General features: G+C 68.4%; 29 protein-coding genes. 18 read left to right on the top strand and 11 right to left on the bottom strand.

Translation table 11 applies throughout. The features are described 5' to 3' along the window. Nucleotides 1-117 precede the first annotated feature (117 nt). Complete coding sequence (locus J2W22_RS02975) at nt 118-549, top strand: peptidylprolyl isomerase (RefSeq protein ID WP_373422959.1); 432 nt, start codon at nt 118-120, stop codon at nt 547-549. A gap of 186 nt (nt 550-735) precedes the next feature. On the opposite strand, the gene J2W22_RS02970 is transcribed toward J2W22_RS02975, so the two are convergent. Continuing rightward, complete coding sequence (locus tag J2W22_RS02970) at nt 736-1,635, bottom strand: LysR substrate-binding domain-containing protein (protein WP_307116773.1); 900 nt, start codon at nt 1,633-1,635, stop codon at nt 736-738. 289 nt (nt 1,636-1,924) lie between these two features. Between J2W22_RS02970 and J2W22_RS02965 the strand changes: the two genes are divergently transcribed. Next, the gene (locus tag J2W22_RS02965; RefSeq protein ID WP_307116772.1) at nt 1,925-4,219 is read left to right on the top strand and encodes a CDC48 family AAA ATPase; all 2,295 of its coding nucleotides are present in this window, start codon (nt 1,925-1,927) and stop codon (nt 4,217-4,219) included. Nucleotides 4,220-4,336: 117 nt separating this feature from the next. Here J2W22_RS02965 and J2W22_RS02960 read toward each other — a convergent pair whose 3' ends face one another. Further along, the gene (locus J2W22_RS02960) at nt 4,337-5,629 is read right to left on the bottom strand and encodes an MFS transporter (protein WP_307116771.1); all 1,293 of its coding nucleotides are present in this window, start codon (nt 5,627-5,629) and stop codon (nt 4,337-4,339) included. Further along, nucleotides 5,626-5,949 (bottom strand): antibiotic biosynthesis monooxygenase family protein, encoded by a 324-nt coding sequence (locus tag J2W22_RS02955; RefSeq protein ID WP_307116770.1) that lies wholly within the window; start codon nt 5,947-5,949, stop codon nt 5,626-5,628. The genes J2W22_RS02960 and J2W22_RS02955 overlap by 4 nt, the downstream gene beginning before the upstream one ends. Before the next feature lie 156 nt (nt 5,950-6,105). On the opposite strand from J2W22_RS02955, the gene J2W22_RS02950 reads away from it, so the two are divergent. Next, complete coding sequence (locus J2W22_RS02950; RefSeq protein ID WP_307116769.1) at nt 6,106-6,855, top strand: sulfite exporter TauE/SafE family protein; 750 nt, start codon at nt 6,106-6,108, stop codon at nt 6,853-6,855. 68 nt (nt 6,856-6,923) lie between these two features. Here the strand turns inward: J2W22_RS02950 and J2W22_RS02945 are convergent, their stop codons facing one another. Then, entirely contained in the window at nt 6,924-7,859 is a 936-nt protein-coding gene (locus tag J2W22_RS02945; protein WP_307116768.1) for a ribose-phosphate pyrophosphokinase, read from the bottom strand. A gap of 76 nt (nt 7,860-7,935) precedes the next feature. Here J2W22_RS02945 and J2W22_RS02940 point away from each other — a divergent pair, with 76 nt between their 5' ends. From J2W22_RS02940 to J2W22_RS02900, 9 genes are all read left to right on the top strand, one after another. Beyond that, nucleotides 7,936-8,475, top strand: coding sequence for a YcxB family protein (locus tag J2W22_RS02940; RefSeq protein ID WP_307116767.1), 540 nt, complete (start codon nt 7,936-7,938; stop codon nt 8,473-8,475). Between the two features lie 10 nt (nt 8,476-8,485). Continuing rightward, a complete protein-coding gene (gene gltX, locus J2W22_RS02935; RefSeq protein ID WP_307116766.1) occupies nt 8,486-9,811 on the top strand; it encodes a glutamate--tRNA ligase in 1,326 nt (441 codons plus the stop codon). Nucleotides 9,812-9,896: 85 nt separating this feature from the next. After that, nucleotides 9,897-10,577, top strand: a complete 681-nt coding sequence (locus J2W22_RS02930; protein WP_307116765.1) for an energy transducer TonB — start codon at nt 9,897-9,899, stop codon at nt 10,575-10,577. A gap of 62 nt (nt 10,578-10,639) precedes the next feature. Then, a complete protein-coding gene (locus tag J2W22_RS02925; protein WP_307116764.1) occupies nt 10,640-10,987 on the top strand; it encodes a hypothetical protein in 348 nt (115 codons plus the stop codon). A 14-nt stretch (nt 10,988-11,001) separates the two neighbouring features. Continuing rightward, a complete protein-coding gene (ribD, locus tag J2W22_RS02920) occupies nt 11,002-11,928 on the top strand; it encodes a bifunctional diaminohydroxyphosphoribosylaminopyrimidine deaminase/5-amino-6-(5-phosphoribosylamino)uracil reductase RibD (RefSeq protein WP_307117977.1) in 927 nt (308 codons plus the stop codon). After that, the gene (locus J2W22_RS02915; protein WP_307116763.1) at nt 11,928-12,536 is read left to right on the top strand and encodes a riboflavin synthase; all 609 of its coding nucleotides are present in this window, start codon (nt 11,928-11,930) and stop codon (nt 12,534-12,536) included. The genes ribD and J2W22_RS02915 overlap by 1 nt, the downstream gene beginning before the upstream one ends. Further along, nucleotides 12,523-13,671: a 3,4-dihydroxy-2-butanone-4-phosphate synthase gene (gene ribB, locus J2W22_RS02910; protein ID WP_307116762.1), complete on the top strand. Its 1,149-nt coding sequence runs from the start codon at nt 12,523-12,525 to the stop codon at nt 13,669-13,671. Before J2W22_RS02915 ends, ribB begins: the two co-directional genes overlap by 14 nt. Nucleotide 13,672: 1 nt before the next feature. Continuing rightward, on the top strand, nt 13,673-14,092 hold the full coding sequence (gene ribH / locus J2W22_RS02905; RefSeq protein ID WP_221262833.1) for a 6,7-dimethyl-8-ribityllumazine synthase: 420 nt from the start codon (nt 13,673-13,675) through the stop codon (nt 14,090-14,092). 4 nt (nt 14,093-14,096) lie between these two features. Next, nucleotides 14,097-14,567, top strand: a complete 471-nt coding sequence (locus tag J2W22_RS02900; protein ID WP_307116761.1) for a hypothetical protein — start codon at nt 14,097-14,099, stop codon at nt 14,565-14,567. Here J2W22_RS02900 and J2W22_RS02895 read toward each other — a convergent pair. Next, entirely contained in the window at nt 14,564-15,658 is a 1,095-nt protein-coding gene (locus tag J2W22_RS02895; protein WP_307116760.1) for an alkene reductase, read from the bottom strand. The genes J2W22_RS02900 and J2W22_RS02895 overlap by 4 nt on opposite strands. A gap of 109 nt (nt 15,659-15,767) precedes the next feature. Here J2W22_RS02895 and J2W22_RS02890 point away from each other — a divergent pair, with 109 nt between their 5' ends. The 4 genes from J2W22_RS02890 to feoB all read left to right on the top strand — a co-directional run bounded on the left by J2W22_RS02890 (nt 15,768) and on the right by feoB (nt 19,609). Continuing rightward, the gene (locus J2W22_RS02890) at nt 15,768-16,643 is read left to right on the top strand and encodes a DMT family transporter (RefSeq protein ID WP_373422931.1); all 876 of its coding nucleotides are present in this window, start codon (nt 15,768-15,770) and stop codon (nt 16,641-16,643) included. Further along, on the top strand, nt 16,640-17,299 hold the full coding sequence (locus tag J2W22_RS02885; protein ID WP_373422930.1) for a COQ9 family protein: 660 nt from the start codon (nt 16,640-16,642) through the stop codon (nt 17,297-17,299). Before J2W22_RS02890 ends, J2W22_RS02885 begins: the two co-directional genes overlap by 4 nt. A gap of 190 nt (nt 17,300-17,489) precedes the next feature. Further along, nucleotides 17,490-17,762 (top strand): FeoA family protein, encoded by a 273-nt coding sequence (locus J2W22_RS02880; protein WP_307116758.1) that lies wholly within the window; start codon nt 17,490-17,492, stop codon nt 17,760-17,762. Continuing rightward, nucleotides 17,759-19,609: a ferrous iron transporter B gene (gene feoB / locus J2W22_RS02875; RefSeq protein WP_307116757.1), complete on the top strand. Its 1,851-nt coding sequence runs from the start codon at nt 17,759-17,761 to the stop codon at nt 19,607-19,609. The genes J2W22_RS02880 and feoB overlap by 4 nt, the downstream gene beginning before the upstream one ends. Nucleotides 19,610-19,835: 226 nt before the next feature. Here the strand turns inward: feoB and J2W22_RS02870 are convergent, their stop codons facing one another. Then, complete coding sequence (locus J2W22_RS02870; protein WP_307116756.1) at nt 19,836-20,009, bottom strand: DUF4169 family protein; 174 nt, start codon at nt 20,007-20,009, stop codon at nt 19,836-19,838. A gap of 74 nt (nt 20,010-20,083) precedes the next feature. Here J2W22_RS02870 and ssb point away from each other — a divergent pair, with 74 nt between their 5' ends. After that, the gene (gene ssb, locus J2W22_RS02865) at nt 20,084-20,665 is read left to right on the top strand and encodes a single-stranded DNA-binding protein (protein WP_307116755.1); all 582 of its coding nucleotides are present in this window, start codon (nt 20,084-20,086) and stop codon (nt 20,663-20,665) included. A 13-nt stretch (nt 20,666-20,678) separates the two neighbouring features. After that, nucleotides 20,679-21,116, top strand: a complete 438-nt coding sequence (locus J2W22_RS02860) for a hypothetical protein (RefSeq protein ID WP_307116754.1) — start codon at nt 20,679-20,681, stop codon at nt 21,114-21,116. Nucleotides 21,117-21,126: 10 nt separating this feature from the next. Here the strand turns inward: J2W22_RS02860 and J2W22_RS02855 are convergent, their stop codons facing one another. From J2W22_RS02855 to J2W22_RS02835, 5 genes are read right to left on the bottom strand one after another with little or no spacing between them, the layout of a single operon-like run. Next, on the bottom strand, nt 21,127-21,981 hold the full coding sequence (locus J2W22_RS02855) for a pirin family protein (RefSeq protein WP_307116753.1): 855 nt from the start codon (nt 21,979-21,981) through the stop codon (nt 21,127-21,129). A gap of 4 nt (nt 21,982-21,985) precedes the next feature. Continuing rightward, nucleotides 21,986-22,573: a methionine biosynthesis protein MetW gene (metW, locus tag J2W22_RS02850; protein WP_307116752.1), complete on the bottom strand. Its 588-nt coding sequence runs from the start codon at nt 22,571-22,573 to the stop codon at nt 21,986-21,988. Further along, complete coding sequence (locus tag J2W22_RS02845) at nt 22,570-23,007, bottom strand: GNAT family N-acetyltransferase (RefSeq protein WP_307116751.1); 438 nt, start codon at nt 23,005-23,007, stop codon at nt 22,570-22,572. Before J2W22_RS02845 ends, metW begins: the two co-directional genes overlap by 4 nt. Then, nucleotides 23,004-24,140: a homoserine O-acetyltransferase MetX gene (metX, locus tag J2W22_RS02840; protein ID WP_307116750.1), complete on the bottom strand. Its 1,137-nt coding sequence runs from the start codon at nt 24,138-24,140 to the stop codon at nt 23,004-23,006. Before metX ends, J2W22_RS02845 begins: the two co-directional genes overlap by 4 nt. A gap of 32 nt (nt 24,141-24,172) precedes the next feature. Beyond that, the gene (locus J2W22_RS02835) at nt 24,173-25,720 is read right to left on the bottom strand and encodes a flavin monoamine oxidase family protein (protein ID WP_307116749.1); all 1,548 of its coding nucleotides are present in this window, start codon (nt 25,718-25,720) and stop codon (nt 24,173-24,175) included. Nucleotides 25,721-25,735 lie beyond the last annotated feature (15 nt).

The raw sequence follows: 25,735 nt of genomic DNA, 5'->3' as shown, positions 1-25,735 counted from the left end.
CCCCGCTTCCGCCGCTGCCATTGCCGGCCGTGATTTGCAAGTCGCCCCGCGCCCCACTAGGTGCTGTGCAAAGCCTTCTCAGGAGTAAGTTTCGTGTCCGAACCCACCAAGCTCGTCATGACCCTCGATACCGGCGAGGTGCACATCCAGCTGCGCCCCGATCTCGCCCCCAAGCATGTCGAGCGCATCGCCACTCTCGCCGACGAAGGCTTCTACGACGACGTCGTCTTCCACCGCGTGATCGACGGCTTCATGGCCCAGGGCGGCGACCCCACCGGCACTGGCATGAGCGGCTCGAGCCTGCCCAATCTGCCGGCCGAGTTCAGCCGCGAGCCGCATGTCCGCGGCGTGTGCTCGATGGCCCGCACGATGGACCCGAACAGCGCCAACTCGCAGTTCTTCATCTGCCTCGACGACGCGACCTTCCTCGACGGCCAGTACACCGTCTGGGGCGTGGTCACCGAGGGCATGGAGCATGTCGACGCGCTGCCGAAGGGCGAGCCGCCGCGCAACCCGGGCAAGATCGTCAAGGCGCGCACCGAGGCGTAAGGTCCTAGCCTTCCCTCTCCCGTCGGGAGAGGGTTGCGCAGACTTGGGTCGAGCGAAGCTCGGCCTTAGTCGGAGCTGGGTGAGGGGATCGCCCTGTCGATAAGCAGGCCACCCTCACCTAGCTACGCTAGGCAGCAAGCTGCCAAGCTTCGCTGATCCTCTCCCACAGGGAGAGGATTGCAGCGCCTACGCCACCCGGTCTGCCTCGAGCACGTCGACCAGCCAGTCGTGGAACAGCTTGACCGGCCGCGTGGTCAGCGCGCGCGGGCGACAGACGAACCAGTAGCTGTAGTCGCTGTCCACGGTCAGGTCGAAGAGCTGGACCAGCCGCTCGTCGCGTGCCGCCTCGAAATGCGATTCGAGCATGAAGGCGACGCCCAGTCCCTGCGCCGCCGCCTCGAGCATCAGCGTGCCCGAATCGAAATGGTCGATCGCTGCCGGCTCGATCTCCTGCTCCGAAAGCCCCGCCGCCGCGCGCCACGCGGTGAAGGTGTCGGCCATGTCGCGGTGCACCAGCGCGGTGAGCCGCGACAGTTGCTCGGGCCTGGTGATCGGATCCGGCCCTTCGAGCAGCGCGCGCGCGCCGATCACATAGACGCGGTTGCGATCGAGCCGCTTGGCATAGAGCGTCGGGTCGATGTCGCGCGCCACGACGATCGCCGCGTCGAGCCCGTCGCCCAGCCGCGCCACCGCATGGCCGCCCGTGTCCACATCGAGATGCAGCTCGGGATGCTTGCGCTTGAGGTCGCCCATGTGCGGCATCAGCCGCTGCGTCGCGAACAGCGGCAGCAGCCCCAGGCGCAGGCGCAGCAGCTCGGTGCCGCTGGTCATCGTCTCCACCGCATCGGCCATGGTGTCGAGCGCCGGGGCGATCATGCCGAGCAGCCGGTCGCCGTCGTCGTTGAGCTTGAGCGCCTGGTGGCGCCGCTCGAACAAAGGCTTGCCGATGAACCGTTCGAGCGCCTGGACGCGCCGGCTCAGCGCCGGCGAGGAGAGCGCAAGCTCCTCCGCCGCGGCCTTGATCGAGCCGAGCCGCGCCACCTGCACGAATGCTTCGATTGCCGTCAGGGGAGGAAGTCGTCGCATCTCGCTCTCTTTTTGTTGCGCTGCGTCATTATCCTTGGCGCGGGTTTCGCCCCACGCCAATGCCCTTTTGGGTGTTAGGCATATATCGCTCTTGTTATTCGCGATTGCAAGTTGTGCACGCGTTAATGTTTCTTTTCGCACTTGCACAAAAACCGCCCGCACTGCACAAAGCACGTGCCTTTCAGGCATCCTCTCCTAAAACTTTCCCGGCCGGTCCTCGCGATCGGCCTTTTTTTTGTCTGAACGATTCCCCACCTCCGGCGTCTCACACGCCTGGGGAGAACAGAAAATGGCGGACGAAGAAGCGCAGCCCACCCGGCTGCAGGTTGCCAATGCCCGACCCGAGGACAGCGGCCGTGGCCTCGCGCATCTGCCGCGCGCCCTGATGGCGCGGCTCGGCCTCACCGAAGGCGATGTGATCGAGATTATCGGCAAGCGCGCCACCCCGGCGCTTGCCGTGCTGCCCTATGCCGAGGACGAGGGCCTTGAGCTCCTGCGTATCGACGGTCTCCAGCGCGCCAATGCCGGCGTCGGCTCGGGCGATTTCGTCGAAGTGCGCAAGGCGCAGTCCAAGCCGGCGACGCGCGTGGTATTCGCGCCCGCCCAGCAGAATCTCCGCCTCCAGGGCAGCGGCGAGGCATTGAAGCGCGTCTTCTTCCAGCGCCCGCTCGCCCAGGGCGACGTCGTCGCCACTGCCGGCCAGCAGCGCGCGGACATCCCGCCCCAGGTCGCCCAGTTCCTCCGCGCGCCGGCCTATGCGCTGCAGGAGATCCGTCTCACCGTGGTCGCGGCCAGCCCCAAGGGCATCGTCCATATCGACGAGAATACCGAGGTCGAGCTGCGCCCCGAATATGAGGAAGCCTCGGGCGATGCCCGCCGCGCCGACGTCACCTATGACGATATCGGCGGCATGGCCGGCACGATCGACCAGCTGCGCGAGATGGTCGAGCTGCCGCTGCGCTATCCCGAGCTGTTCCAGCGCCTCGGCGTCGATCCGCCCAAGGGCGTGCTGCTCCATGGCCCGCCCGGCACCGGCAAGACGCGGCTCGCCCGCGCCGTCGCCAATGAATCGGACGCGCAGTTCTTCCTGATCAACGGGCCCGAGATCATGGGCTCGGCCTATGGCGAGTCGGAAGGGCGTCTCCGCCAGATCTTCGAGGAAGCGGCCAAGGCAGCGCCGTCGATCGTCTTCATCGACGAGATCGATTCGATCGCGCCCAAGCGCGGCCAGGTCTCGGGCGAGGCGGAGAAGCGCCTGGTCGCGCAGCTGCTCACCCTGATGGACGGGCTGGAGGCGCGCGCCAACATCGTCGTCATCGCCGCGACCAACCGGCCCGACGCGATCGACGAGGCACTGCGCCGGCCGGGCCGGTTCGACCGCGAGATCGTCGTCGGCGTGCCGGATGAGCGCGGCCGCCGCGAGATTCTCGGCATCCACACGCGTGGCATGCCGCTGGGCGACAAGGTCGATCTCGGCGAGCTCGCCCGCACCACCTTCGGTTTCGTCGGGGCCGACCTGTCGGCGCTCGCCCGCGAGGCGGCGATCGAGGCGGTGCGCCGGATCATGCCGAAGCTCGACCTGGAGAAGGGCACGATCCCCCCCGAGGTGCTCGATACCCTGGCCGTCACGCGCGAGGACTTCCTGGAAGCGCTCAAGCGCGTCCAGCCTTCGGCGATGCGCGAAGTCATGGTCCAGGCGCCGACGGTGCGCTGGGAGGATGTCGGCGGGCTCGACGATGCGCAGATGCGGCTCAAGGAAGGCGTCGAGCTGCCGCTCAAGGATCCCGACGCGTTCCGCCGCCTCGGCATCCGCCCGGCCAAGGGCTTCCTGCTCTATGGGCCTCCGGGCACCGGCAAGACGCTCCTTGCCAAGGCCGTCGCGCGCGAGGCGGAGGCGAATTTCATCGCCACCAAGTCGAGCGACCTGCTCAGCAAATGGTATGGCGAGTCCGAGCAGCAGATCGCACGTCTGTTCGCCCGCGCCCGCCAGGTTGCGCCCTGCGTGATCTTCATCGACGAGCTCGACAGCCTCGTTCCGGCGCGCGGCGGCGGCCTGGGCGAACCCCAGGCGACCGAGCGCGTGGTCAACACGATCCTCGCCGAGATGGACGGACTCGAGGAGCTGCAGTCGGTGGTGGTGATCGGCGCGACCAACCGGCCGAACCTGATCGATCCGGCGCTGCTGCGTCCGGGCCGGTTCGACGAGCTGGTCTATGTCGGCGTGCCCGATGCGGCCGGCCGGGCGCGGATCCTGGCGATCCAGACCGCCAGGATGCCTCTCGCCTCGGATGTAAATCTGGACGAGATCGCGCGGCAGACCGAGCGCTATACCGGCGCGGACCTGGAGGACGTGGTCCGCCGCGCGGGTCTGGTCGCGCTGCGCCAGTCGCTCCAGGCCAAGGAAGTGACCCAGGCGCATTTCGAAGAGGCCCTCGCCGATTCGCGCGCCACGGTCACGCCCGAGATGGAGAATGAGTACCAGGCGATGTCGGGCCGGCTGAAACAGCAGGCCTCGGCGATCCAGCCGCTGGGGTTCATCGCCCCCGGCATGCTGCAGGGCCGCGGTCCGAAGGGCTCGGACTGACGCTCCACTTCGTCACCCCGGCGAAAGCCGGGGCCCATCTCCTGCCCTATCGTCAATCACGACGGCTGTGATGCGGGATAGTCCGGGAGATGGGTCCCCGCTTTCGCGGGGATGACGTTAGGGCTGTTTGGAACCCCGCGTCGCCACCCAGGCATAAACCAGCAGGCACCCCAGCGCCCCCGCCGCGGTCAGATAGGGCAGCGGCCGCCAGACCTCGTACAGCCCCACCCCGATCGACGGTCCCAGCACGAACGCCGCGCCGTTCACCGAGGTGACCTTGCCCGCCACTGATCCCTGCGCTTCCGCTCCCACCCCCAGCGAGGCGCCGGCGGTGAAGCCCGGCCGGGCAAAGCCCATCCCCAGCGAGATCAGCGCATAGCCCATCGCGATGCCGTACAGCGTCGTCGCTGTGCCGGTCGCCACGCAGCCGAGCAGCCCCAGCCCCGCCCCCGCCAGCACCAGCGCGCGCGGTCGCAGGTCGAGCATCGGGATCAGCCCCCATTGCGCGAGCAGCGAGGCGCCGGCGCCGATCATCAGCACCAGTCCGGTCGGTTGCAGCGCCTCGACCGGCGGCAGCTGCATCCGGTCGATCACCAGGAAGCCGATCGCCTGGCCTGTCATCGCCTGGGCATGGCCGATGATCAGCCCGGCGACGATCCAGGCGCGGATGCGCGGGTCGAAATAGCGGATATTCTCGCTGGTCTCCTCGGCGGTGGCGGCGGTCACCGTCGCGCCGGTCCCCTGCCCGCCGATCGAGGGATAGGAGATCGCCGCACCGTGCGCATGGCCCTCGTCCCGGGGCAGGCCCCGGGCGGCGGCGATCCAGATCACCACCCCGATCGCGCTGGCGGCAAAGGCGGGGCCGGCGAGTCCTATCAATGGTCCTCCCAGCCAGAGATGCCCCATCACCAGATAGGGCGCGATTGCCGGGCCCAGGATCGTGCCGAGCCCGAAGGCCGAGGCGAGCAGGGTCAGCGCCTGGGTCCGCTCCTCGCGGCTGGTCCGCCCCGCGACGATCGCCTGCACCGCCGGCGGCGCCGCAGATCCGAAGGTCCCGTAGATCACCCGCCCGGCGACGAATGCGATGAAGGTCGCCACCGGGCCCAGCCAGCCATTGATCCCCAGCGCCAGGCACAGGCCGCACAGCCCCAGCGACACGGTGAAGCCGGCAATGCCGAGCAGCACCATCGCGCGGCGGCCGTGCCGGTCGGATCGGTTGGCCCAGAAGGGCGCGGCGATCACCCAGAGCAGGGCGGAGACCGAGAACACCGCGGCGACGGCGCTGTCGGGGGCATGGAGCGAGCGGCCGAGCGCGGGCAGCACCGATTGCAGCGCGGTATTGCCTGCCGCGATGACGAGCATGACGGTGAACAGCAGCGCGAAGGTGCCGTCGACCCGCCGGAACCTCATGGCCGCTGCCAGCTGTAGCTGCGCCCGATCTCGGCGACATGGAGCATGTACCATCGGTACCAGCGCCCGCGGCCCTTCTCCCGGGTCTCGGCATGCTCGGGATGCTTGCGCCACGCGACGGCGCTCGCCTCGTCGGCCCAATAGCTGATCGTGATCGCCTGGCCCTGGTCGTTGCCGACATGGTCGACCCCGCGATAGCCGGGCTGCTGTGCCGCCAGCGCGTCCATCGCCGCGGCGGCGACGGCGTACCCCTCTGCGTCTTCCCCCGTGCGCTCGGAAATGAACAGGACGGCGACTTGCCCGGTGCGATCCTCTGCCATGGACCGCGGATTAAGCCGCTTCCTCCACTTCGTCACCCCCGCGAAAGCGGGGGCCCATCTCTGCACCGGCGGCATGCACGACGGTTGCGATTGCGGATGGTCCTGGAGATGGGTCCCCGCTTTCGCGGGGATGACGGTTGGGGCATGGGGCCTGGCATGATCACCGACTGGCATTTCTACGTGCTCGCAATCCCCGCGGTGATCCTGCTCGGGCTCAGCAAGGGCGGCTTCGCCGGCATGGGCGCCCTCTCCCTCCCCCTGCTCACCTTCGCGGTCGATCCGGTGCGCGCCGCGGCGATCACCCTGCCGATCCTGATCGCGCAGGACGTGGTCGGGGTCTGGGCGTTCCGCCGCACGGTCGACTGGCGGCTGCTCGGCTGGATGCTCCCAGGCTCGATCGTCGGCATCGCGCTCGGCTACTGGTTCGCCGCAAGCGTGTCCTCCGCCGCGGTGATGGCGATGGTCGGCGGCATCTCGATCCTGTTCGGCGCCTATCGGCTCTGGGCCGCGCGCTATGCGACCCCGAAGGACACCGCACGCTGGCCGGACTGGATCGGCTCGCTGTTCGGCGTCGCCTCGGGCTTCACCAGCCAGATCGCCCATGCCGGCCAGCCGCCCTTCCAGCTCTGGGTGCTGCCGCGCAACCTGCCGCGCGACATCCTGGTCGGCACCACCGCGCTGTTCTTCGCCGCGACCAACTGGATCAAGGTCCCGGCCTATCTCGCGCTCGGCCAGTTCACTACGGCCAACGTCATGACGTCAGCCGCGCTGCTGCCGCTCGCCCTGGTCTCCACCGTCGCCGGCGTCTGGCTGGTGCGCAAGGTCGACGCGGCGCGCTTCTACACCGCGATCTATGTGCTGATGATCCTGGTCGGCACCGCCCTCGTCGCCGAGGCGATTCGCTAAGCCATTGTAATCATTGAAGCGACCAAGACGCCAAAACGCGCTTTGGCGTGTACTTCCTGTACTTTGGCTCAGTCGAACAGGCTCGAAACCGAGCTCTCGTCCGCGATCCGCTTGATCGCCTCGGCGAGCAAGGGCGCGATCGTCAGGTGGCGGATCTTGCTGCTCTCGGCGATCACCGCATGGTTGCCGATCGAGTCGGTGATGACCAGCTCGGCCAGCGCCGAACCGTCGACGCGGGCAACGGCGCCGCCCGAGAGCACGCCGTGGGTGCAGTATGCGACCACGTCCTCGGCACCCGCTGCCTTCAGCGCGGCAGCGGCGTTGCAGAGCGTGCCGGCCGAATCGACGATGTCGTCGATCAGGATGCAGAAGCGCCCTTCGACATTGCCGATGATGTTCATCACTTCGGATTCGCCCGGGCGCTCGCGGCGCTTGTCAACGATGGCGAGCGGGGCGTTCTCAAGCCGCTTGGCCAGCGCGCGGGCGCGGACCACGCCGCCGACGTCGGGCGAGACCACCATCCACTTCTTGTCGGGGAAGCGGCTATGGATGTCGGCGCTCATCACCGGGGCGGCGAAGAGATTGTCGGTCGGGATGTCGAAGAAGCCCTGGATTTGTCCGGCGTGCAGGTCGACCGAGAGGACGCGGTCGGCGCCGGCGGTGGTCACCAGGTTGGCGACCAGCTTGGCCGAGATCGGCGTGCGCGGACCGGGCTTCCGGTCCTGGCGGGCATAGCCGAAATAGGGGAGCACCGCGGTGATGCGCTTGGCCGAAGCGCGCTTCAGCGCGTCGATCATGATCAGCATCTCCATGAGGTTGTCGTTCGCCGGATAGCTGGTCGACTGCATCACGAAGACGTCCTCGCCGCGGACATTCTCGAGGATCTCGACGAAGATCTCCTCGTCGGCGAAGCGGCGGACATTCGCCTGGGTCAGCGGAATCTCGAGATACTCCGCGATCGCCTTGGCGAGCGGCGCGTTCGAATTGCCGGCCAACAGTTTCATCGAATATCTCCCGAGTGTCCCTCGACGCCCCCTTTGTCAGCCGATACGCAGCGGGGCAAGACGGGGGATGAGGGTTATGCACCGCGAAGTGACGTTCACGCCACAGCTTGAGGACCATGTCGCCGGGCAGCGGCTATGGTATCGCGCCTATCAGCGCCGGCCGCTGGCCCGGTTCTTCCTCGTCGCGATAGTGGTGCTCGCGCTGGGGGGCCTGGGCACGATGGCTTGGGATCTCGCGGTCGGGTGGTCGCTGGCGCGGAGCCTCGGCGACAAGGGGGCCGCGCTGTTCGGCGTGCTGGTGATGCTGGGTGTCCTGGTCTGGACCTCGTGGCGCATTCCCGCACAGGTCCGTCGCATGGCCGAGCAGCAGCCCTCGCTCTTCTCCGAAACCAGCTGGCGTTGGGACGGTGCCGGGCTGGTCGCGGATTCTGCGGCCGGCACCAGCCGGGTCGAATGGGCCTCGCTCTATGGCTGGCTCGCCGACGGCAAGTCGATTGTCGTCCGGCCACAGGAGCGGATCGTGCTGATCCTGCCGCGCCATGTCCTCAGCCCCGAGCAGGATGCCGACCTCATCGCCACGCTCGAGCGGTTTGCCGTGAAGGCACGGCGCTCCTAAGGCGAAGCCCATGACCGTCACCACCCGCTTCGCGCCGAGCCCCACCGGCAAGCTCCATGTCGGAAACCTGCGCACCGCGCTCCACAACTGGATGTTCGCGAAGAAGCAGGGCGGCCGGTTCCTGCTGCGCATCGACGACACCGATGCCGAGCGCTCGGAGGAAGCGTTCGTCGAGGCGATCCGCGCCGATCTCGCCTGGCTGGGCCTGAACCCCGATGGCGAGGAGCGCCAGTCCGCCCGTTTCGATCGCTACGAGGCGCGCTTCGAGGAATTGAAGGCCGCCGGCCGCGTCTATCCGGCCTATGAGACCGCGCAGGAGCTGGAGCTCAGGCGCAAGGTGCTGCTCGGCCGCGGCCTGCCCCCGGTCTATGACCGCGCCGCCCTGGCCCTCACCGATGCCGACCGGGCGAAGCTGGAGGCCGAGGGCATCCGCCCGCACTGGCGCTTCCGGCTCGACCATGACGCCATGATCGAGTGGGACGATCTGGTCCGCGGCCCCCAGCGCTTCGATCCGAAGACCATGTCCGACCCGGTGGTCCGCCGCGCCGATGGCAGCTGGCTCTATCTGCTCCCCTCGGTGATCGACGATATCGACATGGCCATCACCCATGTCGTGCGCGGCGAGGACCATGTCTCGAACACCGCGACCCAGCTCCAGATGTTCGCGGCGCTCGGCGCCGCCGCCCCCCGTTTCGCGCATGAGGCGCTGCTCACCGGCGTCGAGGGCAAGCTCTCCAAGCGGCTCGGCTCGCTCGGTATCGAGCATTTCCGCGAGATCGGCATCGAGCCCCAGGCACTGATCGCGCTGCTCGCCCGGCTCGGCACCAGCGATCCCGTCGAGCCGCTGGCCGATTCGGCCCCGCTGATCGAGAGCTTCGACTTCGCCCGTTTCGGCCGCGCCCCCGCGCGCTTCGACGAGGAGGAACTGGCGCAGCTGGGTGCCCGCATCGTCCACCAGCTCGATTATGCCGCAGTGAAGGGCCGCCTCCCCGCCGGCATGACCGAGGCCGGCTGGGCCGCGATCCGCCCCAACCTCTCCACCATCGCCGAAGCCGCCGACTGGTGGAGCGTGGTCGAGGGACCCGTCACCGCCAGCATCGCCGAGGAGGACCGCCCCTTCCTCGGCCAGGCCGCCGAGGTCGCCGCGACGCTCGACTGGTCCAATCCCTGGCCCGCCCTCACCGGCGCGCTCAAGGAATCCACCGGCCGCAAGGGCCGCGCGCTGTTCCTGCCCCTGCGACTCGCGCTCACCGGGCGCGAGCATGGCCCCGACATGGCCGCGCTCCTGCCGCTGATCGGCAAGGATGCTGCCCTGGAACGGCTTGGGAGCGCATGATCGCAAAACCCTTTGCACGTTTAATGTAATGTTGTATCATCACTGGAGTCGGCACAGACCGGCAATGGAGATGGAGTGCAACGCCATGTACGCTGAACAACGCTACCGGCCCCAGCAATCGCGCACCGTCAGCATCGGCGCGTCGCTGCTCTTCAGCGGGGCGATCATCGCCGGGATGGTCTATTCCTCGCCCAATTTCGTCAAAGCCATCCGGGACACCACGCTCACCACCTATCCGGTCAAGGAAACGTTGCCGCCGCCGCCGGACGTGAAGCCCAAGGAGCAGCCCAAGCCGGATCCGAAGCCGGCGATGCAGCCGCCGGTCACCGCCCCCGATCCGATTCTCAAGACCGTGCCGACCGACAACAAGCTGGAGACCACGCCGGATATCCCTCTGGTCACGCCGGACAACAGCAAGCCGGTCGAGACCGGACCGGTGTCCAAGCCCGAGCCGCGCGTCGAGCCGGCGCCCTTGCCCTTGGTCGGTGCCCGCCGCGACGGGCGCTATGCCGAGGACTTCCAGCCCGCCTACCCGGCGTCCGAGCTGCGCGAGCAGCGCGACGGGCGCGTCTCCGTCCGCGTGCTGGTCGGCACCAATGGCAGGGTGAAGGCAGTCGAGCAGGTCAGCGCCACCAGCCCGGCCTTTTTCGACGCAACCAGGCGCCAGGCCCTGTCGAAATGGCGGTTCAAGCCGGCGACGCGGGGCGGCGTGGCCGAGGAAAGCTGGATGACGCTCAGCGTCACCTTTCAGATCAAGGACCAGTAAGGGGACTTGATGGTGCGCGGGGGCTGGCTCTCGGGCCCCCGCGCGCCTATCTTTGGGCCAAGATGAGCTACCTTCAGAGATTCAATCCCCTGCGCGCCTTTGGCGATTTCAGGCGCTGGCTCGCCACCCGCAAGCCTTATGAGCTGTGGTTCATGATCCTCGCCATGGGCGTCACGCTGGTGATCCTGTGGATGTTCGTGAAGGACTCGAACGTCGAGACGCCGTACAAGCGCGACATCATCTATGTGCAGCAATGGCGGCTCGATCGCAGCGATGCCGACATCAAGGCGCAGCAGGCCAAGGACCTGCCCGCCGAGCTGAAGCGCAAGGCGGAGTTCGAGGCGGCGCAGAAGAAGCGCCAGGCCGAATTCAAGAAATATGACGATTGGCTGACCCAGCACGGCTTCTGAGCGATGCGCGCTGGATGGGGGCCGCGCTCGCGCTTGCGGAGCGGGGCAGGGGGCGCACCGCGCCCAATCCCAATGTCGGCTGCGTGATCGTCCGCGACGGAGCCGTGATTGGCCGCGGCTGGACCCAGCCCGGCGGCCGCCCGCATGCGGAGGCGATGGCGCTGGCCGGGGCCGGCGAAAAGTCGCGCGGCGCAACTGCCTATGTCACGCTGGAGCCCTGCGCGCACGAGTCTCCGCGCGGTCCCGCCTGCTCGAACCTGCTGATCGCCGCCGGCGTCGCCCGAGTGGTGATCGCGCTCGGCGATCCCGATCCGCGGACCAATGGGGCGGGGGCCGCGCGCCTCCGCGCTGCGGGAATCCAGGTGACCGAAGGTATCCGTATCGATGAGGCGCGTCGCTCGATGGCCGGCTTCCTGGCCCGGCTGGAGAACCGCCGCCCCCAGGTCACGCTCAAGCTCGCCACCTCGCTCGACGGCCGCATCGCGCTCCCCTCGGGCGAGAGCCAGTGGATCACCGGCCCCGAGGCGCGCGCACATACCCATCTCGAGCGCAGCCGGCACGAGGCGATCCTGGTCGGCAGGCGCACGATGGAGATCGACCGGCCGCGGCTCGATGTCCGCCTGCCTGGCCTCGAGGACCGCGCGCCGCGCCGGCTGATGCTGTCCTCGACTGGCGACCTCAAGCGCCCGGAGGATATCGCCGGCCTCGAAGCCGTCGACCATCTCTTCGTCGAAGGCGGCGCCGAGACCGCCTCCGCCTTTCTCCGCGCCGGCCTGGTCGACCGGCTGCTGCTCTACCGCGCGCCGATCCTGATCGGCGAGGGCAGGGCGGCACTCGGCGACATCGGGCTTACCCGGCTGGGCGATGCCCATGGCCGCTGGGGGCTGGTAGAAAGCCGCATGCTTGGCAGTGACAGGATGGAGGTCTACGAGCACGCCTGATGTTTACGGGAATCGTCACTGATATCGGCACGGTCGAGGCGACCGAGAAGCAGGGCGACCTGCATGTCCGCGTCTCCACCGCCTATGAAACGGGGGGCATCGATCTCGGTGCGTCCATCTCCTGCTCGGGCGTCTGCCTGACGGTGGTCGACAAGGGTCCGGCCTGGGTCGCGTTCGATGTCTCGGGCGAGACGATCAGCCGCACCGCGCAGGGCATGTGGACCTCGGGCCGCAAGCTCAACCTCGAGCGCGCGCTCAAGCTCGGCGACGAGCTGGGCGGCCATATCGTCACCGGCCATGTCGACGGCATCGGCACCGTGAAGTCGATCGAGGAGATCGGCGGCTCGCATCACATCGTGATCCAGACCGGCGCGGAGCTGGCGCCGTACGTGGCGCCCAAGGGCTCGATCACCGTCGATGGCGTCTCGCTCACCGTCAACGCGGTGCGCGATACCGATGCCGGAGTCGAATTCGACCTCAACATCATTCCCCACACCGCTTCCGTCACTACATTCGGGGCATTGGAAGCCGGGCAGGCCGTCAATCTCGAGATCGACGTGCTCGCCCGCTATCTGCAACGCATGGAGTCCCTTCGTGGCAAAGCCTGAGCAAGCAAATCCTTTGGCGCGCCTCAAGCACGCCTTCCTCTCCTCGCCCGAGGAGCTGATCGACGAGGCCCGCAACGGCCGGATGGTGATCCTGGTCGATGACGAGGATCGCGAGAATGAAGGCGATCTGGTCATTCCCGCCCAGATGGCGACGCCCGACGCAGTCAACTTCATGGCGCGCTTCGGCCGCGGGCTGATCTGCCTCGCGCTCACCGCCGAGCGCGGGCGCCAGCTGCAGCTGGAGCCGATGGCGCGGGTCAACGGCACCCCGCTCGGCACCGCCTTCACCGTCTCGATCGAGGCGAAGGAAGGCATTTCGACCGGCATCTCGGCAGCGGACCGCGCGCGCACCGTCGCGGTGGCGATCGATGCGGCCAACGGCCCCGATGCGATCACCTCGCCCGGCCATGTCTTCCCGCTGATCGCGCGCGACGGCGGCGTCCTGGTCCGCACGGGCCATACCGAGGCGGCGGTCGACCTGGCGCGGCTCGCCGGGCTCAACCCGTCGGGCGTGATCTGCGAGATCATGAAGGACGACGGGACGATGGCGCGTCTCGACGACCTCATCTCCTTTGCCCAGTTCCACAATCTCAAGCTCGGCACGATCCGCGACCTGATCGCCTATCGCCGCCGCCACGACCATCTCGTCGAGAAGCGCGCCGAGACGCGCTTCGACAGCGACTGGGGCGGCGAGTGGACCGCGATGACCTTCTGGAACAAGGCGACCGAGAGCGAGCAGGTCGCGCTGGTGAAGGGCAAGATCGACCCCGAGAAGCCGACCCTGGTGCGGATGCATGCGCTCTCGCCCTTCTCCGACATCTTCGGCGAGGGCGGTGCGCGCGGCGGGCTGCTACGCCGCTCGATGGAGATCATCGCCGAGGGGGGCGCGGGCGTGGTCGTGGTGATCAACAAGCCGCGTCCCGACCAGTTCACCCGGGCGCTCCAGGCCCGCGAGGGCACGCTGGAGCCCAAGGACATGGACGAGCTGCGCGATTACGGCGTCGGCGCGACGATCCTCACCGAACTCGGCGTGCAGGACATGATCCTGCTCACCAACACCCATCACACGCTCGTGGGACTCGACGGCTATGGCCTGTCGATCGTCGGCGAGCATCCCATCGATACCGGAGAATGACTTGGCACGTGTCCTGATCGTCGAAGCGCGCTTCTACGCGCATCTCAATGACCTGCTGCTCGAAGGCGCGCGCGCCGCGATCGAGGAAGCGGGCCATAGCCACGAGACCATCACGGTGCCCGGCGCACTCGAGATTCCCGGCGCGGTGGCGATGGCTGCCGAGACCGGCCGTTATGATGCGTTTGTCGCGCTCGGCGTGGTGATCCGCGGCGAGACCTATCACTTCGAAGTGGTCTCCAATGAAAGCGCCCGCGGCCTGATGGCCCTCGCCATGGACTCGCTCCCCATCGGAAACGGTATCCTCACCGTCGAGAACGAAGCCCAGGCCCTTACCCGGGCGAAGCCGGACGAGAAGGACAAGGGCGGCGAGGCCGCCAAGGCCGCGCTGGCGATGCTCGCGCTCAAGAGCAAGTTCGGCTGATCCGATGGACATGCCCCCGTCCCGCTACCGCGTAGTGGAGCAGGGGCGCCGGCTTGTCGTGATCGACACGCTGGCAGGACGGTCCGTCACGCCGCCGGCGATCGCATCCCGGCCCGAAATGCCGAGCGACCGGCCGCGGACGATGGAAGCGCCGCGGCTACAGGCGCCACACCGCCCGCCGCTGGGCAAGCCCGAGCCGCGCGGCCGCTATGTCGGCGGGGAGGGATTCAGTTTCACCACCGCGCCGTGGTTCGACAAGGAAGGTCCGCGCACGATCCGGATCGGTACCGATGGCCAGGGCCAGCTCGTCGGCGCGCTGATGGTGGCGCTGGTCGTTATGATCTTCCTCGTCGCGTTCATCGGCTGGTGGATCGTGTTCGCCCTTGTATTCGTCGGGCTCAATGCCAAGGCGCGTGACGGCTTCCGCACCGCCGCCACCACCTGGCTCACTGCGATCGACTCGACCCCGAACTAGGCCGCCACAGGATAGTCCGTGTACCCCTCCGCCCCGCCGATATAGAACAGCTCCTCGCGCTGCGGGTTGAGCGGCAGCCGTTCGCGCAGGCGGTGCGGCAGGTCGGGATTGGCGAGGAAGGTCCGCCCGAACGCGATCGCATCGGCCTCGCCTGCGTCGAGCGCGGCCTGGGCGTCGTCGAGATGATAGTCCGCGTTGAGGATCAGCGGCCCCTTGAAGACCTTGCGCATCCCCGGATGGACCGGCGGATGATCGGGCTTGCCGCGGGTGCCGCCCGGACGCGGCTCGCGCATCTCGAGGAAAGCGATGCCGATCTCGTCGAGCGCCGCTGCCGCCGCTTCGAACAGCGGCGCCGGGTTGCTGTCGTTGATGCCCTGCACCTCGCCGTTCGGAGAGAGCCGCACGCCGGTGCGCTCGCCGCCGATCGTGTCGACTACGCGCTGGGTCACCTCGCGCAGCAGCCGCACCCGGTTGGGGATCGAGCCGCCATAGGCGTCGTCGCGGAAGTTGGAATTGTCGCGCAGGAAGCTGTCGATCAGATAGCCGTTCGCGGCATGGACCTGCACCCCGTCGAAGCCGGCGCGGATCGCGTTCCGCGCGGCATTGGCATAGTCCTCGAGCAGCCCGGGGATCTCGTCGGTCCTGAGCGGCCGGGCCTGGGCATAGGGCCGCTTGATCTCGCCGCTCTCCTCCGCCGGATAGGTGCGGACTTCACCCGGCGCGGTGTTGGCCGAAGCGGAGACCGGTGCTTCGCCGCCCAGGAAGTCGGGATGGACCAGCCGGCCCATGTGCCAGAGCTGCGCGACGATCCGTCCGCCGGCCGCATGCACCGCCTCGACCACCGGCTTCCACGCATCGGTCTGTTCGTCGCTCCACAGGCCCGGGGCATAGGCCCAGCCCAGGCCCTGCCGGCTGATCCCGGTCGCCTCGGAGATGATCAGCCCGGCGCTGGCGCGCTGCGCATAATAGTCCGCCATGATCGGCGTCGGCACATGCTCGCGCGTCGCGCGGCCGCGGGTCAGCGGCGCCATCAGCAGGCGGTTCGGCGCATGGATCGCGCCCAGCTGGATCGGATCGAACAGGTTCGGCATCGTCGCAAATTCCCTAACGACTGTGACGCCGGGAAATAGGGGGCTAAGGGGGCGCATGCATCGGCCCGCCTCCCCAAGAAAAGCTATTTCCCCGCAAACCGCCTCTGCATTGCCGATCGCCGCCTTGCTTGCCGGCAATATCGCGCTCGCCTTCGGGCCGTGGTTCGTGCGGCTGGCCGATGTGGGACCCGTGGCGGCGGGCTTCTGGCGCATCGCGATCGCCGCGCCGATCCTGATCGCGCTCTCCTTCATGGGGCAGAAGCGGCCCTTCGCCCCGGCGCGCGGCCTGTGGCTGCCGACCGCGCTCGGCGGCCTCGCCTTCGCCGCGGACCTGGCGAGCTGGCATGTCGGCATCCTCCAGACCACGCTCGCCAACGCCACGCTGTTCGGCAATTCGGCGACGCTGATGTACCCGATCTACGGCTTCCTCGTCGCCCGCATGTGGCCGACGCGGACCCAGGGCCTGGCCCTCGCGCTCGCCGCGGCCGGCGCCGCGCTGCTGCTCGGCCGCTCCTTCCAGCTCTCGCCCGATCACCTGATCGGCGACCTGCTCTGCCTGCTCGCCGGCACGCTCTACACCGTCTATTTCGTGCTGATGGGCAAGGCCCGCGAGGCGATGGCGCCGCTGCCCGCGCTCGCCCTTTCCACCCTCGCCAGCGCGCTGCCGCTGCTGGTCGCGGCGCAGGTGATGGGCGAGACATTCTGGCCGGGGCATTGGGGCGTATTGATCGGCCTCGCGCTCGCCAGCCAGGTGGTGGGGCAGGGGCTGATGATCTACGCGATCGGCCACCTCTCGCCGCTCGTCGTGGGCATCGGCCTGCTATCCCAGCCGATCGTCGCCGGCATCGTCGGCTGGAGCGTCTATGGCGAGACGCTGGGCCCGCCCGACTTTATCGGCGCTATTCTGGTCGCGATCGCGCTCGTCCTGGTGCGCAGCGGCGGTCCGCGGGTTGCACCTGAGGCCGGGGAGAGTAAACCGGCATGATGGACCTGAAGGACGCGACTCTCGACGAACTGCGCGCCGCACTCGCGCCGCAGGTGGTGGCCAATGCGGCGTTCGACGGCTGGAACAACCGCGCGGTGGATGCCGCGGCGGACTCGCTCGGCGTCGACCGGGATGTCGCTCATCTCGCCTTCACCGATGGGCCGGTCGCGATGATCGATGCCTGGTTCGCGCATATCGACGCCGCGATGCTCGCCCGCTTCACCCCAGAGCAGCTGGCCGCGATGAAGATCCGCGCGCGCATCACCGCGCTGGTCGAGGCCCGGCTCGACCTCGCCGCCCCGCACCGCGAGGCGCTGCGCCGTGCGCTCGCCATCCTCGCCATGCCCCAGAACCTCGCCCGCGCAGCCCAGCTCGGCTGGCGCGCCGCCGATGCGATGTGGCGCGCCGCGGGCGATACCGCGACCGACTACAACCATTACAGCAAGCGCATGACGCTCGGCGCGGTCTATGCCTCGACCATCGCGGTGTTCCTCGACGACGAAAGCGAAGGCCAGGCCGATACCCGGGCCTTCCTCGCCCGCCGGATCGAGAACATCATGCAGTTCGAGAAGGCCAAGGCGAAATGGCTGACCCCGCCCGAGCACCGCTTCAGCCTGTCGCGCTTCGTGGGCCGGCTGCGGTATCCGGCGGTCTAGGCAGAGCATAGCCGTCACCCCGGCCTTGTGCCGGGGTCCACTGCGCCGCACGCAGAGCGCTCTCACCTCCTGTCCAGGACCTGCCTCCCGGTGGACCCCGGAACAAGTCCGGGGTGACGAACGGATCGTGGAGAGGCGTAGGACATATCCTACTGGCGTCCTCCCCCCGCAATTGATAATGACTCGCAGCATGAATGCCCCCGCCGCGATTCCCGTGCCCGTTCCGCTTGCCAGCCTGCCCCGCCACAAGCCCGGCTCCGTCGCCATGGTCGACTGGAGCCAGCTGAGCGAGCCCGAGGGCCGGCGCCTGCGTGAGCTGGGGCTGGACGAGGGCGTCGAGGTCGAGCTGCTCCACAAGTCGGGCCTGCTCGGCGGCGGCCCGATCGCCTGCCGCATCGGCCGGATGATCGTCGCCCTGCGCCGTCACGTCGCCTCGGCGATCCACGTCAGTCCCGGCGCATGAACGCGGCCCCGCTGGTTGCGCTGGTCGGCAATCCCAATGCCGGCAAGAGCGCCCTGTTTAACGCCCTCACCGGCGCCCGCCAGAAGGTCGGCAACTATCCCGGCGTCACCGTCGAGCGCCATGCCGGCCGCCTGGCGCTGCCCGATGGCCGCCCGGTCGAGCTGCTCGACCTGCCCGGCACCTACAGCCTCGATCCCTCCTCGCCCGACGAGGCGGTGACCCGCGACGTGCTGTTCGGCAGGCAGGAGGGCGAACGCCTGCCCGACGGGATTGTCGTGGTGGTCGATGCCACCAATCTCGACAATCACCTGCGCTTCACCCTCCAGCTCGCCGCGCTCGGCCTGCCGATGGTGGTGGCGCTCAACATGGTCGACATGGCCGAGCGCGACGGCCTGATCCTCGATCCGGAAGCGCTGGAGCGCGAGCTGGGCGTGCCCGTCGTCGCCACCGTCGCGGTGCGCAAGCGCGGGCTCGACGCGCTCAAGGAGCGGCTGGGCGAGGTCCTCAAGGCCGGCCACAAGCTGCGCGAAGGTGCCGGCGTCCAGCACGACATCGTCGTCCTCCAGCGCCGCGCCCGCCAGATCGCCACCGCGGTCACCGTCTCCGAGACCGCAGCGCGCCGCTGGACCCACCGGATCGATGCGATCGTCCTCCACCCGGTCGCCGGCCCGATCCTCCTGCTCGCCTTGATGTTCGTCATGTTCCAGTCGGTCTTCGCCTGGGCCGAGGCGCCGATGGGCTGGATCGAGAGCGGCATGGCGTGGCTGTCCGACACGGTGGCCGGCGCGCTGCCCGACGGCTTCCTCCGCGATTTCCTCGTCCAGGGCCTGATCGCCGGCGTCGGCGCGGTCGTCGTCTTCCTGCCGCAGATCCTGATCCTGTTCGCCTTCATCCTCGTGCTCGAGGCGACCGGCTATATGGTCCGCGCCGCGATGCTGATGGACCGGGTGATGGCCAGCGTCGGCCTGTCAGGCCGCGCCTTCATCCCGCTGCTGTCGAGCTTCGCCTGCGCCGTCCCCGGCATCATGGCGACGCGCACGATCGCCGACGAGAAGGACCGGCTCACCACCATCCTGATCGCCCCGCTGATGACCTGCTCGGCGCGCCTGCCGGTCTATACGATCATCATCGGTTCGCTGATCCCCGAGCGGAGCCTGCTCCCGGGCATCGGCCTGCAGGGCTTTGTGCTGTTCGCGCTCTACATCCTCGGCATCGTCGGCGCCTTCTGCGCGGCGCTCGTGCTGCGCCACACGGTGACCAGGGGCGCGACCTCGGGCTTCATGATGGAGATGCCGAAATACCAGCTGCCGCGCATCCGCGACGTGCTGCTCGGCCTGTGGCAGCGCGCCGAGATCTTCCTCAAGCGCGCCGGCACCACCATCGCCGCGACGGTGGCGATCCTCTGGCTGCTCACCACCTTCCCTCAGGCGCCCGCCGGGCAGAAGCAGAGCGAATATTCGGTCGCCGGCCGCATCGCGAGCGGGATCGAGATTGTGGTCAGGCCGATCGGCTTCAACCACGACATCTCGCTCGCCCTGCTCCCCGCGATGGCGGCGCGCGAGGCGGCGGTGGCGGCGATCGGCACCGTCTATGCGGTCGACAATCCCGAGGATGCCCAGGGCGAGGCGACGATCACCGAGAACCTCCGCAAGCGCTGGAGCCTGCCGACCGCGCTCGCCTTCCTGATGTGGTTCGTCTTCGCGCCTCAGTGCATCTCGACGATCGCCGTGACGCGGCGCGAGACCAATGGCTGGAAATGGCCGATGTTCATGATCGGCTATCTGTTCGCGCTCGCCTATGTCTCGGCCGGGCTCACCTATTGGAGCGCGGTGGCGCTGGGCTTGTAGCGCCTCGCTTGCAATGTAGGATTTCGTCTGATTGGCTCGGGCGGTCGGAACTGGCGTTTCGGCCGCTCTTTGCCTTGTTGGGGAAATAGGATCCCGCACACGGAAGAATGTTGCGAGATGCGGTGCGCTCGCGGGAACTGTGTCAAATTAGGCGACGCGAAAACCTGCTTCTGGCGTGTACTTCGTGGCCTTTGACGAGTCGCCCGCCGCGCGGATGTAGGAAAGCTCAGTCGCGCTTCGCGTCGTCCAGAGTCCTCGCGATCCGCGCCTTCTCCGAGGCCTCGGCCTGCTTCTCGGCCTTGGGGCGTCCGAAGCGGACACGGTTCTCCTCGGCGCGGGCGGACTTGTCCACACGTGCCTTGGCCTTGCGTGCCCGGTTCAGGTTGATGATCTCGGCCAAGGATAGTACCCCATTCGTTCACCGGCGAAGTGCGCACGCGCCACCGTCGATACGATTTTCATAGCGGAGTTTCCATGGCGGGCAGCGTCAACAAAGTGATCCTGGTGGGCAATCTCGGGCGCGACCCCGAGAGCCGCAGCTTCCAGAATGGCGGCAAGGTGGTCGAGCTGCGCATCGCCACGTCCGAAAGCTGGAAGGATCGCAACTCGGGCGAGCGCAAGGAAAAGACCGAGTGGCACACGGTCAAGGTCTTCAACGAGGGCCTGGCGAACGTCGCCGAGCGCTATCTGCGCAAGGGCAGCAAGGTCTATATCGAAGGCGCGCTGACCACCCGCAAGTGGCAGGACGCCCAGGGCCAGGACCGCTACTCGACCGAGATCGTCCTCCAAGGCTTCAACTCGGTGCTGACCATGCTCGACGGCGCGCCCGGCGGTGGCGGCGGTGCGGGCGGCAGCTATGGCGGCGGTCGCTCGTCCGGCGGCGGCGGTGACGATTGGGGTGCGGGCGGCGGCGACGAGTTCGCCGGCCAGTCCTCCAGCCGCGGCGGCGGCAATTTCAACAGCGGCGGCCAGCGCTCGGGCGGCGGCAGCGGCGGCGGAAACAATAGCTTCGGCGGCGGGTTCCCCGATGATCTGGACGACGACGTCCCGTTCTAAGCCCGGAGATGACATGATGCGCGTTGCGGTGATCGGATTGGCCTTGCTGGCCGGGGCCTGTGGCGGCCCCAGGACGACCGACGATCCCGCCGCGCAGAATGTGATCGACGCGACCTCTAAGGGGGTGCCGGCCAAGGTCGCGGCGGGCACCTGCAACGACAAGCCCGATTTCGTGCCGGTCTACAAGGAAGCCAAGATCATCAGCTGCACGAGCGGCGATGTGGCGGTGACCGGCAAGCGCAGCGGCACGGTGATCTACACCAACTTCGCCTCGCCCTCGACGATCCTCACCTGGTCCAAGCAGCAGGCTCTGGCGCAGGGCCTGTCGCTGCGGATCGAGGACGGCAAGTCGTTCACCGCCGGCGACGGCAACAAGCGCACGCTGCGGGTGATGGCCGAATCGGCCACGGCGGTCACCAACGTCACGGTGAACTGGGGCCTGGCGAACTAGGCCCTGAAACTCAGGCTTCCACGATCTCCGCCACGCCGAACTTGCCCGTCTGGTAATCTTGGAAAGCCTGGCGGATCTCCGCCTCGCTGTTCATCACGAACGGGCCGTGCGCAATGATCGGCTCGTGGATCGGCTCGGCATGGCCGAACAGGAACAGCGCAGGCTCGGTGGCGGTGATCGTCACGCTGCCGCCCGGGTTCAGCTCGGCGAGATGGAAGTGCGGCACCGCGGTGCCTTCCACGTGGAACACTCCGCGCGCGCAATAGAGGAACACGTCGCGCCCCTCGAGCCCGGTGAAGGTCACGCTGCCCCCGGGTTCGATCTCGACCCAGCTCAGGAACACGCCGGTCAGCGACTCGACCACGCCCGTGGCGCCGGCGAACGCGCCCGAGACAAGATGGACGGTAGCGCCGTCGGCGGCGACCGCCGGGATCGCTCCGGCCTGCGCCCCGACATAGCGCGGCGCCGTCATCTTCAGCCGGGCGGGCAGGTTCACCCAGAGCTGGAGGATTTCCATCGGCCCGCCGTCGCGCTTGAAGTCGGGCGGCGAGACCTCGGCATGGACGATGCCGCTGCCCGCGGTCATCCACTGGATGCCGCCGGCGCGGATGATGCTGGAGTGGCCGGCGCTGTCGGTATGCGCCAGCTCGCCTTCGAGGATGAAGGTCACCGTCTCGAAGCCGCGATGCGGGTGCGGCCCGAACGGCAGCCCGCGATTGTTCGGCGCGTAGGTCTGCGGCCCGTGATGGTTGAGGAACAGGAACGCGCCGACATGGCCGATCGCCGGTCCCGGCAGCGGGCGTCGTGTGACCAGGTCGCCAATATCGTCGCGAAATGCCGGGTGGAGCCGCTTCACCGTCCGCATCGCCTCACCTTCGCAGCAGGAATACCGCATGCTCGGCGAACAGGTTCGCCATCGCCGAGCCGCAACGCTGGTCGCCGGAGAGGAACCAGCACCCCTCGATCGTGATCCCGCGCTCGTGCACCAGTGCCCGGAAATCGTCGACGGTGACATGGTGGATGTTGGGTGTGGCATACCAGGCGATCGGTAGCAGCCGCGTCACCGGCATCCGCCCGCCGAACAGCAGCGAGGCGCGCACCCGCCAATGGGCGAAGTTGGGGAAGGAGACGAAGGCGTGCTTGCCGATGCGCAGCAGGTTCTCCAGCACCACGTCCGGGTGGCGCGTGGTCTGCAGCGTCTGGCTCAGGATGGCATAGTCGAAGCTGTTGTCGGGATAGTCGGCCAGGTCGGTATCGGCATCGCCCTGCACCACCGAAAGGCCGCGCCCCACCGCGGCGGCGACGTCGCCCGCGTCGAGCTCCAGCCCGCGCGCATCGACCTGTCGCGTGTCGCGCAGCGCCGCCATCAGCGCACCGTCGCCGCAGCCGACATCGAGCACGCGGCTCCCCGCCGCGACGTTCGCCGCGATGATCGCAAGGTCGGGGCGCAGGGTCATCTTGTGTAGAGGTCCACATCGTGCCGCTCCATGCAACGCTCGGGATGCGGGATCGGCGTCCAGCCGAGCTTGGCGTAGAGCGACTGCATGTCGCGGGTGAACAGCAGCCAGCGGCGCAGGCCGGCCAGCTCGGGATGCGCTTGCACCGCCTCGAGCATCTGCATCGCCACGCCCTTGCCGCGATGCGCCGGCAGCACGAACACATCGGCCAGATAGGCGAAGGTCGCGAAGTCGGTGATCAGCCGGGCGAAGCCGACCTGCTCGTCCTGTCCCGCTTCGTCCTTGGCGAACACGGCAGCGCAGAAGCTGTGCTTGATCGAGGTCTCGACGATGTGCCGCGGAATGCCCTTGGCCCAATAGGATCCGCTCAGGAACGCATGGATCAGGTCGAGGTCGAGCTCAGCCTTGTCGAACGAGATGCGATAGTCGCTCATGCTTTGCCCGCCTCGAGGAAGCCGCGCACCACCCTGTCGAGCTCGGGGCTTTCGAGCAGGAAGGCGTCATGGCCGAAGGGCGATTTCAGCTCGACGAAGCTGGCCCGCGCGCCCGCCGCGTTCAGCGCATGGACGACCGACCGCGATTCGCTGGTCGGGTAGAGCCAGTCGGTGTCGAAGCTCACCACGCAGAAGCGCGTGTCATTGCCCTTGAAGGCGTCGGCGAGCAGCCCGCCATGCTCCTCGGCCAGGTCGAAATAGTCGAGCGCCCGGGTGATGTAGAGATAGGAGTTGGCGTCGAACCGGTCGACGAACGCCAGCCCCTGGTGGCGCAGATAGCTCTCCACCTGGAAGTCCGCGTCGAAGCCGAAGGTCTTGGCGCCATCGGGTTTTTCTGGGCGGCTCTGCAGCTTGCGCCCGAACTTGGCGGTGAGGCCTGCCTCGGAGAGATAGGTGATGTGCGCCGCCATCCGCGCCACCGCGAGGCCGGCGACGGGTGGATCATTGTCGGCGTAGTAATCGCCGCCGCGCCATTTCGGATCGGCCATCACCGCCTGGCGCCCGACTTCGTGGAAGGCGATGTTCTGCGCCGAATGCCGCGCCGCGCTGGCGATGACGACGGCCGAGGCGACGCGCTCGGGGAAGGTCGCCGCCCAGCTCAGCGCCTGCATCCCGCCCATCGATCCGCCGACGACGGCGAAGAGCTTGTCCACGCCGAGATGGTCGAGCAGCATCGCCTGTGCCCGCACCATGTCGCGGATGGTGATCACCGGGAAGCTCATCCCCCAGGGCTTGCCCGTGGCCGGGTTGACCGTCGCCGGGCCCGAGCTGCCGAGGCAGGAACCCAGCACATTCGAGCAGATCACGAAATAGCGGTCGGTATCGATCGGCTTGCCCGGTCCGACCATCCGCGTCCACCAGCCGGGCTTGCCGGTGCGGGGATGCTCGGAGGCGACATGCTGGTCACCGGTCAGCGCATGGCAGACCAGGATCGCGTTGCCGCCATCGGGGGCTAGCGTGCCATAGGTCTCGTAGCCGATATCGACCGGGGAGAGCAGCACGCCGCCGTCGAGGCGCAGAGGCCCCGGCAGCGTCACCGAGCGGCCAGTGCCAAAACGCGGATCGACGGACATATCCGGCTCGTTACGGGCCTGCGCCCCCCGGTTCAAGCGGCCTTGGCGTCGATCCGCTTGCCGAGGATCGCGCTTGCCGCCATCCGCCCGGTCTGTGCCGCCCCGTTCATATAGCCGGGAAAGGCGTCGGAGAGATGCTCGCCGGCGAACCAGATCCGCCCGGCATGGGGCACCTGGTTGCCGCCTTCGTCCTCGACGTAGAGCAGTTTCGAGAAGCGGGTGAGCTGGCCGGGGGCATAGTTGCAATAGGCGCCGAGCGTCAGCGCCTGGGCGTGCCAGTTGGTGCGGGTGAAGGGGCCGGTGGCGGCTTCGATCAGCCCGGGGATCGCCGGCGCGGCACTGGCGGCGAAGCGCTTCGCCAGCGCGGACGGCGCCTCGCTCTCGGAACGCAGCACTTCGTCGCCGCCGAGGAACCAGGTCCAGACCGGCGAGACGCCATGCTTGCGGTGGACGCTGCCGTCCCAGCCGAGTGCCCAGCCGGCATCGGCGTCGGTCTGCCAAAGCTCGCCGCCGACGCCCATTGGCCCACGCCACGGCGTCGCATTGGTGCCGGACTGGACCTTCTCGTTCAGGCCCAGCTCCATCTCGCCGATAAAGGCGCGCCACTGGGCGGGCAGCGGCACGCGGAAGTCGATCTGGCGGGTGACGGGACCGGGCACCGCGACGATCAGCGTGTCGGCCGTCTCGACCGAACCGTCGAGGAAATGCAGCTTCAGCCCCGATTCGACGCGGAGCAGGCGCTTCCCTGTCGCGATCCGGTCGGCATAATGGGTGCTCATCGCCTCGACCAGGGCCGAGCTGCCGCCTTCGATCACATAGCGCTCGTCCGCGCCGCCCAGCACTTCGGCGCGCTGGCCGTCCACCGTCGGCAGGTTGAAGATCAGCTCGATCGCCGAGGCGCGCTTCGGCTCCACGCCATATTCGGTGCGGCTGGTCGCCTCGAGCAACTGGCGCAGCCAGGGCTGGCGGATCAGCGCGGCGTGGCGGTCGAGATAGTCGTGGATCGACATCCGATCGAGATCGGGGGCGACTCGGGCCTGGTCCTTGTCGAGCCGGTCGGCATCCTTGCCGATCTGCGCGGCGATCGGGCGCAGCGCCTCGGCCAGCTCGGTATCGCTGACCAGTCGGCCATTTGCGAGGATCAACGTGTCGTGCGGCTCGGCCTTGCGGTCGATCAGCGGGATGTCGAAGCGCTTGAGCAGCGCCTGCATGTCATAATGGTCGGTGTTGACCAGCTGACCGCCGACCTCGAACGTCCAGTCGCCCGACTTGTGCGTGTACATCCGCCCGCCCGTGCGGCCCCGGCCCTCATAGAGGAAGGCGTCGACATGGGCCTCGCGCAGGTGGTGGAGCGCGGTGAGACCGGCGATGCCGCCGCCGATGATCGCCACCCGGCCGGCGGGGCGCGCCGCGGCGGGGCGGGGCAGGGCGGTGGCCACGCCGCCAGCTGCCATCGCCTGCAGCACCGCGCGCCGCGTCGCGCCGCTGGCGCCCTTGACCGGCTGCGGCTCCCCCGCCGCTTCCAGATTCCGTCGCCGCGCCATCTCGAGTGCGCGCCAGACGATGCCATTCCCCCGCATTGCCCCTCCTCGGCT

The organism is Sphingomonas kyeonggiensis, assembly GCF_030812785.1.
GTDB classification, from domain to species: Bacteria; Pseudomonadota; Alphaproteobacteria; order Sphingomonadales; family Sphingomonadaceae; genus Sphingomonas; species Sphingomonas kyeonggiensis_B.
This window is presented reverse-complemented; position numbering and strand designations above follow the sequence as displayed.